The following is a 15,133-nucleotide window of genomic DNA, read 5'->3' as shown; positions in this document are numbered from 1 at the left end:
CGGCGGGCACGGGCCGGTCCGACGACCGGCCGCACCGCTGCCCGAGTCGATCCGGCACCTTTTTTTGATCCAAAGCCGCGCGGGGTCCGATGCCCCGCGCGGCTTTTTTTCTGTTTTTTGGCCGGATTGTGCCGTGCGAAGGTAACAAATTGCGAGCGCGCGCCCCCGGGCGGTCGGAAACGGAGGCGCTTCGCGATAAAATGCGGCTATTCGACGCTCAGCCGCGCCGTGCCGTCCCGGGTCAGCCCGGAGCGAGCGCCGGGCCGGCGTCAGGGCGCACCGGTTTTCATTCCAAGGAGTTCCACAATGCCTCTCGTATCAATGCGTCAATTGCTGGACCACGCGGCAGAGCACGGTTACGGCCTGCCGGCCTTCAACGTGAACAACCTGGAGCAGGTCCAGGCGATCATGGCGGCGGCGGACCAGGTCGGCGCGCCCGTGATCATGCAGGCATCGGCCGGCGCGCGTAAGTATGCGGGCGAGCCGTTCCTGCGCCACCTGATCGAAGCGGCGGTCGAGTCGTATCCGCACATCCCGGTCGTGATGCACCAGGACCACGGCCAGTCGCCGGCGGTCTGCATGGCCGCGATCCGCAGCGGCTTCACGAGCGTGATGATGGACGGTTCGCTCGAAGCGGACGGCAAGACGGTCGCCTCGTACGAATACAACGTCGACGTGTCGCGCAAGGTCGTCGAGATGGCGCACTCGATCGGCGTGACGGTCGAGGCCGAACTCGGCGTGCTCGGCTCGCTCGAGACGATGAAGGGCGACAAGGAAGACGGCCACGGCGCGGAAGGCACGATGACCCGCGAGCAGCTGCTGACCGATCCGGAGCAGGCAGCCGACTTCGTCAAGCTCACGCAGTGCGACGCGCTCGCGATCGCGATCGGCACGTCGCACGGCGCGTACAAGTTCACGAAGAAGCCGACGGGCGACATCCTGTCGATCCAGCGCATCAAGGAAATCCACGCGCGCATTCCGAACACGCACCTGGTGATGCACGGTTCGTCGTCGGTGCCGCAGGAGCTGCTGGCCGAGATCCGCGAATTCGGCGGCGACATGAAGGAAACCTACGGCGTGCCGGTCGAGGAAATCCAGGAAGGCATCAAGCACGGCGTGCGCAAGATCAACATCGACACCGACCTGCGTCTTGCGATCACCGGCGCGATCCGCCGCTACCTGTTCGAGAACCCGGGCAAGTTCGATCCGCGCGATTACCTGAAGCCCGCGCGCGAAGCGGCGAAGAAGGTGTGCGTCGACCGCTACCTTGCATTCGGCTGCGAAGGCCAGGCCGCGAAGATCAAGCCGGTCGCGCTCGAGAAGATCGCCGAACAGTACAAGTCCGGCGCGCTCGCGCAGGTCGTGCGCTGAGACTGTAGTACGATTGCCCCGCCCGGTTTCGCCGCCGGTCCGGGGCAGGCTGCCCCGGCGCCGGATCCGATCCGGCCCTGACAGCCATTTCGACCGGCCGAACAAGGGCCGGCCGGCAGCCGCGGGCGCGAGCGCCCGCCGGTTCGCCGACGCATTGCAAGACCGCCGTTCCCGCCTGCCGCGGGGAACGGCGTTTCCCTTTTTGTTTGGCTCCTTATCTGCGAAAAGACGATGTCTACCCTTTACGAATCCACGCTCCGCTCGCTGCCGCTCCTCGGTCGCGGCAAGGTCCGCGACAACTACGCGGTCGGCAACGACAAGCTCCTGATCGTCACGACGGATCGCCTGTCGGCATTCGACGTGATCATGGGCGAGCCGATTCCGAACAAGGGCCGCGTGCTGAACCAGATGGCCAATTTCTGGTTCGACAAGCTCGCGCACATCGTGCCGAACCACCTGACCGGCGACGCGCCGGAATCGGTCGTCGCGGCTGACGAAGTCGAGCAGGTCAAGGGTCGCGCGGCCGTCGTCAAGCGCCTCGAGCCGATCATGATCGAAGCGGTCGTGCGCGGCTACCTGGCCGGCAGCGGCTGGAAGGAATACCAGGCGTCGGGCGCGGTGTGCGGCGTGCAGCTGCCGGAAGGCTTGCAGAATGCGCAGAAGCTGCCCGAGCCGATCTTCACGCCGGCCGCGAAGGCCGAGCTGGGCGAGCACGACGAGAACATCACGTTCGAGGAAACCGAGCGCCGCATCGGCACCGAGCTGGCCGCGACGATCCGCGACATCTCGATCAGGCTGTACAAGGAAGCAGCCGACTACGCGGCGACGCGCGGCATCATCATCGCCGACACGAAGTTCGAGTTCGGCCTCGACAACCACGGCAAGCTGTACCTGATGGACGAAGTGCTGACGGCGGACTCGTCGCGCTTCTGGCCGGCCGACCAGTACCAGGTCGGCACCAACCCGCCGTCGTTCGACAAGCAGTTCGTGCGCGACTGGCTCGAGGCGCAGCCGTGGGGCAAGACCGCGCCGGCGCCGGCGCTGCCGGCCGACGTCGTCGAGAAGACGGCCGCGAAGTACCAGGAGGCGCTCGAGCGCATCACCGGCCAGCCGCTCGCCTGAGCGAAGGAACGCACGAAAATGACTGAAGTCCAGACTGCCCACACGCACAGCGCGCCGCTCGTCGGCGTGCTGATGGGTTCGAGTTCCGACTGGGACGTAATGAAGAACGCGGTCGCGATCCTGCAGGAATTCGGCGTGCCGTACGAAGCGAAGGTCGTGTCCGCGCACCGGATGCCCGACGAGATGTTCGACTATGCAGAGAAGGCGCGCGAGCGCGGGCTGCGCGCGATCATCGCGGGCGCCGGCGGTGCCGCGCACCTGCCCGGCATGCTGGCCGCGAAGACGACCGTGCCGGTGCTCGGCGTGCCGGTCGCGAGCAAGTACCTGAAGGGCGTCGATTCGCTGCACTCGATCGTGCAGATGCCGAAGGGCGTGCCGGTCGCGACGTTCGCGATCGGCGAGGCCGGCGCCGCGAATGCGGCACTGTTCGCGGTGTCGATCCTGTCCGGCACGTCGGTCGACTACGCGAACCGCCTCGCCGCGTTCCGTGTGCGCCAGAACGAAGCCGCGCATGCGATGGTGCTGCCGCCGCTCGCATGACGGCGCACCGCGGCCGCTGCGCGCTTCGGGCGGCCGCCTGATCTTCCTACTGCGGCGGGCCGTACCCGCCGCAACCGACCACTGACATGACCGCAACTCCTGATTCCGTTTCCCCGATCCTGCCCGGCGCGTGGCTGGGCATGGTCGGCGGCGGCCAGCTCGGCCGCATGTTCTGCTTTGCCGCCCAGTCGATGGGCTATCGCGTCGCGGTGCTCGATCCCGATCCGGCGAGCCCCGCGGGCGCGGTCGCCGACCGCCACCTGCGCGCGGCCTATGACGACGAAGCCGCGCTCGCGGAACTCGCCGGGTTGTGCGACGCCGTGTCGACGGAATTCGAGAACGTGCCGGCCGCGAGCCTCGATTTCCTCGCGCGCACCACCTTCGTCGCGCCGGCCGGCCGCTGCGTCGCGGTCGCGCAAGACCGGATCGCGGAGAAGCGCTTCATCGAGGCGTCCGGCGTGCCGGTCGCGCCGCATGTGGTGATCGAATCGGCGGCTGCGCTCGCCGCGCTCGACGATGCGGCGCTGGTCGCGGTGCTGCCGGGCATTCTGAAGACGGCGCGGCTCGGCTACGACGGCAAGGGCCAGGTGCGAGTGAACACCGCGCAGGAAGCGCGCGATGCGCATGCGGCGCTTGGCGGCGTGCCTTGCGTGCTCGAAAAGCGCCTGCCGCTGAAGTACGAAGTGTCCGCGCTGATCGCGCGCGGCGTCGATGGCCGCTCGGCCGCATTCCCGCTCGCGCAGAACGTGCACCACAACGGCATCCTGGCGCTGACCGTCGTGCCGGCGCCGGCCGCCGATGCGGCGCGCGTCGAGGAGGCGCAGCGGGCAGCGGTCCGGATCGCCGATACGCTCGGCTACGTCGGCGTGCTGTGCGTCGAATTCTTCGTGCTGGAAGACGGCTCGTTCGTTGCGAACGAAATGGCGCCGCGCCCGCACAACTCCGGCCACTATACGGTCGATGCGTGCGCGACCAGCCAGTTCGAGCAGCAGGTGCGCGCGATGACGCGCATGCCGCTTGGCAACCCGCGCCAGCATTCGCCCGCCGCGATGCTGAACATCCTCGGCGACGTATGGTTTCCGAATGGGGCCGAGGCCGACCCCGTCACGCCGCCGTGGGACACGGTCGCCGCGATGCCGGCCGCACACCTGCACCTGTACGGCAAGGAAGAAGCGCGCGTCGGCCGCAAGATGGGCCACGTGAATTTCACGGCCGAGACGCGCGACGGCGCCGTCGCTGCCGCCAACGCGTGCGCGCAACTGCTGCGCGTGCCGCTCGACTGAGGCGGCAGCCGATGTCGATCGATCTTCCGAACCCGGTGACGCCCGCGCAGATCGACGCGGCCGCCGCGCTGCTCGACGCGGGCCAGCTCGTCGCGTTTCCGACCGAAACCGTGTACGGGCTCGGCGGCGATGCGGCGAACCCCGAAGCCGTCGCGCGCATCTACGCGGCCAAAGGGCGTCCGGCGAACCATCCGGTGATCGTGCATCTGCCGCCGGGCGGCGATCCCGGCTACTGGGCCGACGACCTGCCGGCCGATGCGCGCGCGCTGATCGATGCATTCTGGCCGGGGCCGCTCACGCTGATCCTGAAACGCCATGCGCGCATTCCCGATGCGGTCAGCGGCGGTCAGGATTCGGTCGGCTTGCGCTGCCCGTCGCATCCGGTCGCGCAAGCGCTGCTGGCCGCGTTCAGCGCGCGGCGCAGCGGCCACGGCGGAGTGGCGGCGCCGTCCGCGAACCGCTTCGGTCACGTGAGTCCGACCACTGCGCAGCACGTGCGCGACGAATTCGGCGACACGGTGCACGTGCTCGACGGCGGCGCGTCCGAAGTCGGCATCGAATCGACGATTCTCGACCTGTCGCGCGGCTTCCCCGCGCTGCTGCGGCCCGGCCACGTGACGCCGCAGCAGATTGCCGACGTGCTCGGCCGCGCGCCGCGTCTGCCGGACGGCAGCGACGCGACCGCGCCGCGCGCATCCGGCACGCTGAAGGCGCATTACGCGCCGCGCACGCCGCTCGCGCTCCTGCCGTTCGACGCGCTCGAGCCGCTGCTCGCGGCTGCGCAGGTCGACGGCGAACGCGTCGCGCTCGTCGCACGCGCATCGCGAGCAGGGCGCTGGGCGCAGGCCGACGGCGTGCATTTCGTCGCGGCGCCGGAAGATCCGCAGGCCTATGCGCGCGACCTGTACGGGATGCTGCGCGCGCTCGACCGTGCGCAGGTCGCACGCATTCTCGTCGAGAAGCTGCCGGAGACCATCGAATGGATCGCCGTCAACGACCGTCTCGGCCGCGCGGCCGCGGCGTTCGAAGCGCGCGACTGACGCAGCAGCCGTTCGCAGCCCTTCGCATCGCTCCCGCAAACGAAAACGCCTGACCGGCGCGAACCGGTCAGGCGTTTTCGTTTTGGGCGCGTGGCCGGCGGCTTACTTGCCGACGCCGGACTTCGCGATCTGCTGTTCGACGTACTGCGCGAACAGCGCGTGCAGGCGCGTGGTCGGGTGCACCGTATCGGCGAACATGTAGGTCTGGTCTGCATTCGCGACCGTGTACGTCTGCGGCGAGCAGAACAGCGACGAACCGAACGCGGTCGCATTCGCGACGCCGTACTGCGTCGCGGCCTGGACCATCGCCTTCAGGTTGCACGCCGTATCGGTGTTCTTCACGCTGAAGCCGTTCGCCTGATAGTTGGCCGCGATGCCGTCCTGCCACGTGAACGAATCGATTACCGCGTACTTCGTCGCGTCGACCTTCAGCGCGGCCAGCGTGCCGACCAGCGTCTGGTTGAAGAGGCCCGACAATTGCGTGAACACTGCCTGCGTGCCGCCTTGCAGCGCGAGCGGCGTGCCGCCGATATCCGGCACGTTCGCGACGAACACGTGCGTCGCGCCGGCCGCGACGATCTGCTGGACGATGCCGCCGAGCTGCTGCGCGGCAAGGCCGATAGCCTGCGCGGCCGCGAGTTGCGCGGCCGGCGTGTTGCCTTGCGCCTGCGCGACCTGCGCCTGATAGAAGATGTCGTTCGCGCCGCCGTTGATCAGCACGATCTGGCCGGCGTTGAAGCTGCCGTGCTGCGACAGGTACTGTTTGACCTGGTCGGCGATCGGCGTCGTCGTCGCTTGTGCGTAGTCCGAGTTCGCGACGCTCGCGTCCGCGTGGCCGATGCCCGGCTGCAACGTCACGCGCGAGCCTCCCTGCGCATAGCCGAGCCCGCCGGTCGCCTGCAGCGGAATGCCGAAGCCGCCCTGGTTCGCGGGCTGCAGCGTGTCGCCGTAGTACTGCGCGACGTCCTGCGTCCACACCTGGCCCGGATTGGTCGTGAAGCGGCCGCCGCCGAAGCCGAGCTTGATCTGCGAGTAGGTGCCGACATCCGACAGGCTGTCGCCGAACGACACGATCTGCATCTTCACGCCGGACGGCGGCGTATTCGATGCACTGCTGCTGTTGTTGTCGTCACCGCCGCCGCATGCGGCGAGCAGCGCGAGCGCAGCGCCGGCGATCGCGACCTGCGCGGTGCGCAGCAGGCGTTGGCGGCTGCGCGACGGAGTGGATTGTTGCGTCTGCATCGATGGATCTCCTCGTAGATATGGCCCGATGTGTTGTGCATCTGCCGCGTGCCCGCTCAGGTTCGGACTGCGCGGCGGCCGTTGGCTGAAGCGGTTTATTGGTCGCGCACGGCCGCAAGCGGCGCGGTGCGCGGATCGTGATTCGCGGCCTCGGCGATCTGCGCATGATAAGCGCTCGCCCATTCGGGCGGGCCGAAAATCGCGCGCAGCTTGTTGCGCCATCCGCGCACGCGGATCGCGTCGGCCGCCATCGACACCCACTCGTGAAACGTCGCGACGAGCGGATTGTTCGAGCCGAGCGGCTCGACGATCCCGTATCGCGGCGGATCGTCGGACGCTTCCTCGACGAAGCTGCCGAACAGCCGATCCCAGATCACGAGCACGCCCGCGTAATTGCGGTCGATATAGCGCGGGTTGCGGGCGTGGTGCGCGCGATGAATCGACGGCGTGTTGAACACGTATTCGAGCCAGCCGAGCTTGCCGATCGCCTGCGTGTGCACGAAGAACTGGAACGCGAGATTGATCAGCACCACGCCGACGATCTGCTGCGGCGGAAAGCCGAGCAGCGCAAGCGGAAGCCAGAACACCCACATGCCGGCGACCGGATACATCAGGCTCTGCCGGAACGCGGTCGAGAAATTCATCCGCTCGGACGAGTGGTGTACGACGTGCGCGGCCCACAGCCAGCGCACGCGATGGATCGCGCGATGGAACACGTAATAGAGCAAATCCTGGCCGACGAACAGCACCGCGAACGACAGCCAGCCGTCGTGCCACGTGAACAGCCGGAAATGTGCGTAGCAGTACGCATAAACGGGGATCACGAACAGCCACGCGAGCTTGTCGGCGCCCTGGTGCATCAGCGCGAGCGCCGCATTGCACAGCGTGTCGCGCCACGCATAGACGTGATCCTGCGCACGCGTGCGCGCGAGGTGCCAGGCTTCCCACGCGATGCACAGCAGGAAGACGGGCGCCAGCGCGAGCAGAAGCAATTCGACGTCGAATCGCATGGACGTGTCTCCTCCTTTCCCCTGCAAGCCGTGAGGCCGGGCGTGCGGCCCGTTGTAGATATCGGTCAGGCCAACAGCCTACGCAATCGCCACGCACTAGGCGAGGGGGCAGCGTAGAGGGTTCCCTCTGAGGACAGGGTTTCTACGGAAGCCGCGCGGCGCGTGGCCGGGCGGTGTGGCCCTGTTTGCGGGCGCGGACGACGGGCAGCGCGCGGCGCACCGCAGCAGCTGGCCGTTTCAAACGGCGAACGGTGAATTCGATGGCGGGGCCGCGACCGCCGTTCCGCTACGCGCCGGGCATCCGATGCCGGCCAACGGACGCCGCAACGCGATCGCGAGCGGCGGCATGCTGCCGCGTCGTCGCGTATGCGGGGTCAGCGTGCGCCCGCGTAGACCCATTCGAGCAGCGTGTCGTGCGCGGCGCGCGCGGCTTCCGCATGATCGTCGTTGATGAAGCTGACGACGACGTAGCTCTGGCCGTCGGCGCCGGCCACGTAGCCCGCGATCGCGCGCACGTCGCGCAGCGTGCCGGTCTTGATGTGCGCGTTGCCGAGCACGCCCGCGTTGGTCAGGCGGTTCTTCATGGTGCCGTCGATGCCGGCGATCGGCAGCGAATCGATGAACGCCTGCGCGACCGGGCTCGCGTTCGCCGCCTGCAGCAGCGCGGCGAGCGACAGCGCGCTCACGTGCTCGTCGCGCGACAGGCCAGAGCCGTTGTCGAGTTCGAGGTCGGGCATCGCGATGCCGCTTTTCTGCAGGAACGCGTGAATCGCGCGGCTCGACTGCTCGGGTGTCGCGGGCGGCTTGCCGGCGACCGCGCCGATCGTCAGAAACAGGTTGCGCGCCATCACGTTGTTGCTGAACTTGTTGATGTCGTAGACGATGCTGCCGAGCACCGGACTGTGGTGCACGGCGAGCGGCCGCGCGGCGCTTGGCACCTTGCCTTCGGTGACCGGGCCCGCGATCGTGCCGCCGTCCTGCTGCCACAGCGCGAGGAAGCCGCGCGCGAAGAACGTCGTGTGATCGAGGATCGCGAGGTTGGTCGTGTGCGAGCCGCAGCGCAACGGATAGTCGCCGGCGAACGAGGCGGTCACGATCCCGCCGTTGCCCGCGGACAGCGTCGGACGTGCGGCCGCGGCGGCCGCGCCGCACGAGCCCGTGCCTTCGACGAGCTGATTGTCGATCGACAGGTTCGCGAGCGGCGGCAGCATGTCGACGGCAACCTTGCCGTCGTCGCCGGGCGTGACCGTGAACGAGACGGCCTTGAACGCGTACAGCAGCGGATCGGGGCCGACGTTGTACGGCGCGCTCACGTCGTCGTCGAACGACGGCAGGTCGCGCGTCGATGCGGCGAAATAAGTCTTGTCCAGCACGAGGCCGCCGGCCACGCGTTTGACGCCCGCCTTGCGCAGCTTGTCGACGAGGTCGATCAGTTCCTCGGGCACGAGCTTCGGATCGCCGGTGCCCTTGATGTACAGGTTGCCCTGCAGGGTGCCGTCCGGGTCGACCGGACCGTCCGCATATGCGGTGGTGCGCCAGCGGAAGTCGGGGCCGAGCATCGACAGGCCCGAATAGGTCGTGACGAGCTTCATCGTCGACGCCGGCAGCATCGGCCGGCTCGCGTTCCATGCAATGAGCGGCTCGGGATCGCCGACGCGCTCGACGACCACGCTCATCGCCGAAGCCGGCACCTTCGCGCGCTGCAGCGCGACGAGCACAGACGCGGGCAGGCCGGCGGCGCGCGCGGCGGGCGACACGATCGCTGTCTTGCGTGCTTCCTTGTGGGATTTCTTGCGAGCCTGCGCGGGCGGCGCGAATGCGAGGGCCGTGCAGGTGGCGACGACGGCGGCCGCGCGCAGGCAGACGCGGGCACGCGGGACGAAGCGGGCGGAAAGAGCGGAAATCGGCATGTGCGAATACGGGAAAAGCGCAGGGTCGGGGGCAGGGCGCGCGCGGCGCCGGAGCGCACATTGTAGAGACAACTGCGCGCACGGCCGCCGCAAACTGCCTTTCTGTTGCATTGCAGGGAGCACCCGGGATTCGCGGCGCTACAATGGTCGCCATGTTTCACTCGTCCCATGGGTTCCGGTTCCGATGCGGATTCTGCTAGTTGAAGACGATCGAATGATTGCCGAGGGCGTGCGCAAGGCGCTGCGCGCCGACGGCTTCGCGGTCGACTGGGTGCAGGACGGCGACGCCGCGCTCACGGCGCTCGGCGGCGAAACGTACGACCTGCTGCTGCTCGACCTTGGCCTGCCGAAGCGCGACGGCATCGACGTGCTGCGCACGCTGCGCGCGCGCGGGTTGTCGCTGCCGGTGCTGATCGTCACGGCGCGCGACGCGGTGGCCGATCGCGTGAAGGGCCTCGACGCGGGCGCCGACGACTACCTGGTCAAGCCGTTCGACCTCGACGAGCTCGGCGCGCGGATGCGCGCGCTGATCCGCCGCCAGGCCGGCCGCAGCGAGTCGCTGATCCGCCACGGCGCGTTGACGCTCGACCCGGCGTCGCACCAGGTGACGCTCGACGGCGCGCCCGTCGCGCTGTCCGCGCGCGAATTCGCGCTGCTCGAGGCGCTGCTCGCGCGGCCGGGCGCGGTGCTGTCCAAGAGCCAGCTCGAGGAGAAGATGTACGGCTGGGGCGAGGAGATCGGCAGCAACACCGTGGAGGTCTACATTCACGCGCTGCGCAAGAAGCTCGGGTCGGACCTGATCCGCAACGTGCGCGGGCTCGGCTACATGGTCGTCAAGGAAAGCTGACGCGTGAGGTCGATTCGTCATCAATTGCTGGTCTGGCTGCTCGCGATCGTCGTCGCGGGCGTGTGCGCCGCGGGCTGGCTGATCTACCGGCAGGCGCTCGCCGAAGCGAACGAACTGTTCGACTACCAGTTGCAGGAAATCGCCGCGGCGCTGCCGTCGGAACCGTTCTCGCAGGTGTTCGGCTCGCGCACCAACGGCGACGAAGGCATCGTGATCCAGATCTGGAACCGCAACGGTGTGCTGATGTACTTCTCGCATCCGCGCGCGCCGATCGCGCCGCGCGCGGAACTCGGCTTTTCGACCGAGCGCACCGATCGCGGCGAATGGCGCGTGTACGGCGCGATCGTCGGCGACAACGTCGTGCAGCTCGCGCAGCCTCTGTCGGTGCGCAACCGGCTCGCCGCAAACGTCGCGCTGCGCACGCTGTGGCCGCTGATCGTGCTGCTGCCGTTCCTCGGCGCGGCAGTCTGGATGATCGTCGGTCGCGGGCTCGCGCCGCTCGGCCGCGTGACGCGCGCGGTCGAGGCGCGCCGCCCGGAAGCGCTCGATCCGCTGCCCGACGCGCGGCTGCCGCTCGAGGTGCAGCCGCTCGTGCGCGCGCTGAACGGGCTGCTCGCGCGCTTGTCGGCGGCCCTCGATACGCAGAAGGCGTTCGTCGCCGATGCCGCGCACGAACTGCGCACGCCGCTCGCGGCCGTGCAGATCCAGGCGCAGCTCGTCGCACGCGCGAAGGACGACGCATCGCGCCGCGAGGCGGTCGCGGATCTGCAGGACGGCGTCACGCGCGCGACGCGCCTCACCGAACAGCTGCTCGCGCTCGCGCGCGCGGAGCCCGACGGCGCGACCGTGCGCGAGCCGGTCGACCTGCACGCGCTGCTCGCCGAATGCGTGGCCGCGCACGCGCCGCTCGCGCAGCGGCGCGGCATCGACCTCGGCTTCGAGGAGGCGCGCGCGGCGACCGTCAGCGCGGACATCAGCGCGCTGCGCGTGATGTTCGGCAACCTGCTCGACAACGCGGTGAAATACACGCCGGACGGCGGGCGCATCGACGTGTCGCTGACGCGCGATGCGGCCGGCCGCGCATGCGTGCAGATTGCCGACAGCGGGCCCGGCATCCCGCCCGACGAGCGCGAGCGCGTGTTCGACCGGTTCTACCGCGACAGCTCAGCACGCGCGCGCGCCGACGTGTCGGGCAGCGGACTCGGGCTCGCGATCGTCAAGCGAGTCGCGGCGCAGCAGGGCGCGACGGTGTCGCTCGGCGACGCAGCCGCGGGCGGGCTGCTCGTTAGCGTCGTGTTCCGCGACGCGGAGATGCCGCAGCCGGCGCCGCAAGCGTCCGAATCGGCGTGAGCTGCCGCAGTCGGCGCCGCAAGCGTCCGAATCGGCGTGAGCTGCCGCTCCGGCAGCGGCTTAAGCCCCGCTTAAGGCCGATTAAGCCTCCTTTAAGTCAGGGTCGTTACGCTGCGACCTAACAAAGAGGAGGTCCTACGATGAACACCCGATTCCTTGCGCGCGGCGCCGTCGCGGTCGCCGTGGCGGCCGCGCTGTCCGCCGGTTATGTCGCGGGTACCCGCCATGCCGATCCGCAGATCATCACGCCTGCGCAGGCTGCCGCGCTGATGCCGGCCGAAGCCGCGGCGAAGACCGGTATCCCCGATTTCTCCGGGCTGGTCGAAACCTACGGCCCGGCGGTCGTGAACATCAGCGCGAAGCACGTCGTGAAGCAGGTGTCGCGGCGCGTGCAGCAGCCGCAGCTGCCGATGGATCCGAGCGATCCGTTCTACCAGTTCTTCAAGCACTTCTACGGTCAGGTGCCGGGAATGGGCGGCGACGCGCAGCCGGACGACCAGCCGAGCGCGAGCCTCGGTTCGGGATTCATCGTCAGCTCCGACGGTTACATCCTCACCAACGCGCACGTGATCGACGGTGCGAACGTCGTCACGGTGAAGCTGACCGACAAGCGCGAATACAAGGCGAAGGTCGTCGGCTCCGACAAGCAGTCCGACGTCGCGGTGCTGAAGATCGACGCGAGCGGCTTGCCGACGGTGAAGATCGGCGATCCGGCGCAGAGCAAGGTCGGCCAGTGGGTCGTCGCGATCGGTTCGCCGTACGGCTTCGACAATACCGTCACGTCGGGCATCATCAGCGCGAAGTCGCGCTCGCTGCCCGACGAGAATTACACGCCGTTCATCCAGACCGACGTGCCGGTGAACCCCGGCAACTCGGGCGGCCCGCTGTTCAACCTGCAGGGCGAGGTGATCGGCATCAACTCGATGATCTACTCGCAGACGGGCGGCTTCCAGGGCTTGTCGTTCGCGATTCCGATCAACGAGGCGATCAAGGTCAAGGACGAGCTCGTGAAGACGGGCCACGTGAGCCGCGGCCGCCTCGGCGTCGCCGTGCAGGGGCTGAACCAGACGCTCGCGAGTTCGTTCGGTCTGCAGAAGCCCGACGGCGCGCTCGTCAGCTCGGTCGATCCGAACGGCCCGGCCGCGAAGGCCGGCCTGCAGCCGGGCGATGTGATCCTTGCAGTCAACGGCTCGCCGGTCGCCGATTCGACGTCGCTGCCCGCGCAGATCGCAAACCTGAAGCCGGGCTCGAAGGCCGAACTGCAGGTGTGGCGCGACAAGGCGAAGAAGTCGATCAGCGTGACGCTCGGCGCGATGAGCGACGCGAAGGTGGCGTCGAACGACGGCGGCCCCGTCGAGCAGGGGCGCCTCGGTGTCGCGGTGCGACCGCTGACGCCTCAGGAGCGCAGCGCAACGAATCTGTCGCACGGGCTGATCGTGCAGCAGGCCGGCGGCCCGGCCGCCAGCGCGGGCATCCAGCCGGGCGACGTGATTCTCGCGGTGAACGGCCGTCCGGTCACGAGCCCCGAGCAGTTGCGCGAGGCGGTCAAGGGAGCGGGCAACAGTCTTGCTCTTTTGATCCAGCGCGATAATGCACAGATCTTCGTGCCGGTCGACCTGAGCTGACCGGCGGCCGCAACGGGCCGGCCCGGCCGGCCCACGCGGGCGCCGCCGGCGTTCGGCGCCGAGATGTTGTGTTCCGACCCGAAAGGAGAGAGCCATGCAATATCTACGCAACGTGTCCCGATTTGCCGCCGCGGCGGCACTGGCCGCCGGCCTGGCGGTCGCCGTGCCGGCCGCGTACGCGCAATCGTCAGACGGCTTGCCCGAAGCGAGCCAGCAGGGCGATGTCAGCTTTGTGTCAGGCGGCATCGGCAAGGATCAGTCGACGGCGTTCGAGCGCAACGAAGCGGCATGGCCGCTGGCGCTGCGCTTCACCGGCAAGGGCGGTGAATATCTCGCGGACGTCCATGTGCGGATCGTCGACGGCAAGGGTAGCGAATTGCTGAAGACCGATGCGCGCGGGCCGTACATGCTCGTGAAGCTGCCGCCGGGGCGCTACACGGTGCACGCGTCGTATCAGGGCAGCGACGAGACGCGCGCGGTCACCGTCGGCGCGAAGGGCGGCGCGAAGGCCGCGTTCCAGTGGAGCGCCCAGTAACGCACCGTGCGTAGGCCCGCGGCGGGTAGCGCAATCGGATTAACTTTCGCCCATAATGAGAGCCACGGCTTCGTGCCGTGGCTTTTTCGTTTCCGCGCCCGGTGTGCCCGCCGGCGCTGCCCGGAGGAGAAACGATGTCCGATGCCGCCGACCCTCGCCTCGAAATCGTGCCGAACCGCCATCGCGTGCGCGTGATCCATCGCGGCATCACGTATGCCGACTCGCACGGCGCGCTGACGGTGCGCGAGGCGGGCCTGCCGGACATTCATTATCTGCCGCGCGGCGACGTCAACATGCGCAGGCTCGTGAAGTCGAGCGTCACGACGGCGTGTCCGCTGAGGGGGCAGGCCGTCTACTTCGACCTGCAGACCGAAGACGGCGTGATCGAGAACGCCGCATGGAGTTATGAAGAACCGGCGGAGGCGGCGGCCGCGCTCGCGCACTACGTTGCCTTCGATGCCGCACGGATCGACAGTCTCGTCGAGACGTCCTGATGCGGCGCGCGTTCATCGGGGAGGCGTCATGGAACTGAACGACACGTTGCGCGTACCGCTCGCGCCGGCCGTCGTGCGCGAGGCGCTGGAGGATCTCGCACTGCTGCGCGCGAGCTTCGATCATTGCGAGTCGTTCGAGAAGCTCGCGCACGGGGAATTCGCGCTGACGATCACGGTGCCGCTCGGCCCGCTGCGCGCGCGCTACGACGTGCGTGCCCATTCGGCGGGCGAACAGGGCGATGCGCAAGGGCTGCCGCGCCGCCTGCTGAACTTCAAGGCTCGGGCCGATGGTCTGGGCGCTCTGCGCGGCCAGGTCGAACTCGTGCTGCTGCGTGAACAAGGCGACGCCGAGGCGACGCGCATCGACTACGTGGTGTGGGCGACGGCGAGCGGGCCGCTCGCCGAACTGCCGGCGCGACAGATCGAAAATGCGCTGCGTGAATGGACCGACGATTTCTTCCGCGAATTCAGCGCGGTCGTGCAGGCGAAGCACGGTCTCGTGCCAAACCGCGCGCGGACGAATGCGCCGCGCCGGCAGCACGTGTTCCTGCGTCCCGCGTCGCTGATGGCCGCGGCGAAGCGTCCGCTGCCGCATCTCGGCGGCGCGCTGAGCGGCCGGGCCGCGAGCGTCGTGCATCATCGCGAATCCGGTCCGCTGTCCGGCTGGGCGTGGGCGGCGATCGTCGTGTTCGTCGCGCTGCTGCTGTACGCGGCGCGCTGGATCAACGGCGCCTGAGCATCCGCGGCCGCTCGCGCGTTGTCTG

Annotated in this window: 14 protein-coding genes; 11 read left to right on the top strand and 3 right to left on the bottom strand. The window is 68.8% G+C overall.

The window, feature by feature from the left end; translation table 11 throughout:
• The first annotated feature begins 306 nt into the window (after positions 1–306).
• From fba to WK25_RS12725, 5 genes are all read left to right on the top strand, one after another.
• A complete protein-coding gene (gene fba, locus WK25_RS12745; protein ID WP_040141763.1) occupies positions 307–1,371 on the top strand; it encodes a class II fructose-bisphosphate aldolase in 1,065 nt (354 codons plus the stop codon).
• Between the two features lie 231 nt (positions 1,372–1,602).
• Positions 1,603–2,493: a phosphoribosylaminoimidazolesuccinocarboxamide synthase gene (locus WK25_RS12740; protein ID WP_040141761.1), complete on the top strand. Its 891-nt coding sequence runs from the start codon at positions 1,603–1,605 to the stop codon at positions 2,491–2,493.
• Between the two features lie 18 nt (positions 2,494–2,511).
• Positions 2,512–3,033, top strand: coding sequence for a 5-(carboxyamino)imidazole ribonucleotide mutase (gene purE / locus WK25_RS12735; RefSeq protein WP_011885906.1), 522 nt, complete (start codon positions 2,512–2,514; stop codon positions 3,031–3,033).
• A gap of 86 nt (positions 3,034–3,119) precedes the next feature.
• Positions 3,120–4,316 carry a 5-(carboxyamino)imidazole ribonucleotide synthase gene (locus tag WK25_RS12730; RefSeq protein ID WP_069241712.1) on the top strand — a complete coding sequence of 399 codons (1,197 nt, stop codon included), beginning with the start codon at positions 3,120–3,122 and terminating at the stop codon, positions 4,314–4,316.
• Between the two features lie 11 nt (positions 4,317–4,327).
• Positions 4,328–5,356, top strand: a complete 1,029-nt coding sequence (locus tag WK25_RS12725) for an L-threonylcarbamoyladenylate synthase (protein WP_040141757.1) — start codon at positions 4,328–4,330, stop codon at positions 5,354–5,356.
• Between the two features lie 102 nt (positions 5,357–5,458).
• On the opposite strand, the gene WK25_RS12720 is transcribed toward WK25_RS12725, so the two are convergent.
• From WK25_RS12720 to dacB, 3 genes are all read right to left on the bottom strand, one after another.
• Positions 5,459–6,598 (bottom strand): SGNH/GDSL hydrolase family protein, encoded by a 1,140-nt coding sequence (locus WK25_RS12720; protein WP_069241711.1) that lies wholly within the window; start codon positions 6,596–6,598, stop codon positions 5,459–5,461.
• Between the two features lie 95 nt (positions 6,599–6,693).
• Positions 6,694–7,608 carry a sterol desaturase family protein gene (locus tag WK25_RS12715; RefSeq protein WP_069241710.1) on the bottom strand — a complete coding sequence of 305 codons (915 nt, stop codon included), beginning with the start codon at positions 7,606–7,608 and terminating at the stop codon, positions 6,694–6,696.
• A 374-nt stretch (positions 7,609–7,982) separates the two neighbouring features.
• The gene (gene dacB / locus WK25_RS12710; RefSeq protein ID WP_069241709.1) at positions 7,983–9,518 is read right to left on the bottom strand and encodes a D-alanyl-D-alanine carboxypeptidase/D-alanyl-D-alanine-endopeptidase; all 1,536 of its coding nucleotides are present in this window, start codon (positions 9,516–9,518) and stop codon (positions 7,983–7,985) included.
• A 184-nt stretch (positions 9,519–9,702) separates the two neighbouring features.
• Here dacB and WK25_RS12705 point away from each other — a divergent pair, with 184 nt between their 5' ends.
• The 6 genes from WK25_RS12705 to WK25_RS12680 all read left to right on the top strand — a co-directional run bounded on the left by WK25_RS12705 (position 9,703) and on the right by WK25_RS12680 (position 15,105).
• On the top strand, positions 9,703–10,365 hold the full coding sequence (locus WK25_RS12705) for a response regulator (RefSeq protein WP_040141750.1): 663 nt from the start codon (positions 9,703–9,705) through the stop codon (positions 10,363–10,365).
• 3 nt (positions 10,366–10,368) lie between these two features.
• Positions 10,369–11,715, top strand: coding sequence for an ATP-binding protein (locus tag WK25_RS12700; RefSeq protein ID WP_040141748.1), 1,347 nt, complete (start codon positions 10,369–10,371; stop codon positions 11,713–11,715).
• A 140-nt stretch (positions 11,716–11,855) separates the two neighbouring features.
• Positions 11,856–13,340 carry a DegQ family serine endoprotease gene (locus tag WK25_RS12695; protein ID WP_059548603.1) on the top strand — a complete coding sequence of 495 codons (1,485 nt, stop codon included), beginning with the start codon at positions 11,856–11,858 and terminating at the stop codon, positions 13,338–13,340.
• Between the two features lie 94 nt (positions 13,341–13,434).
• A complete protein-coding gene (locus WK25_RS12690) occupies positions 13,435–13,875 on the top strand; it encodes a carboxypeptidase-like regulatory domain-containing protein (RefSeq protein ID WP_069241708.1) in 441 nt (146 codons plus the stop codon).
• Between the two features lie 134 nt (positions 13,876–14,009).
• Positions 14,010–14,369: a DUF427 domain-containing protein gene (locus WK25_RS12685; RefSeq protein WP_040144786.1), complete on the top strand. Its 360-nt coding sequence runs from the start codon at positions 14,010–14,012 to the stop codon at positions 14,367–14,369.
• A 28-nt stretch (positions 14,370–14,397) separates the two neighbouring features.
• On the top strand, positions 14,398–15,105 hold the full coding sequence (locus WK25_RS12680; protein WP_069241707.1) for a CoxG family protein: 708 nt from the start codon (positions 14,398–14,400) through the stop codon (positions 15,103–15,105).
• Positions 15,106–15,133: the final 28 nt, after the last annotated feature.

It is taken from the genome of Burkholderia latens, assembly GCF_001718795.1.
In the GTDB taxonomy this organism is placed as follows: Bacteria; Pseudomonadota; Gammaproteobacteria; order Burkholderiales; family Burkholderiaceae; genus Burkholderia; species Burkholderia latens_A.
This window is presented reverse-complemented; position numbering and strand designations above follow the sequence as displayed.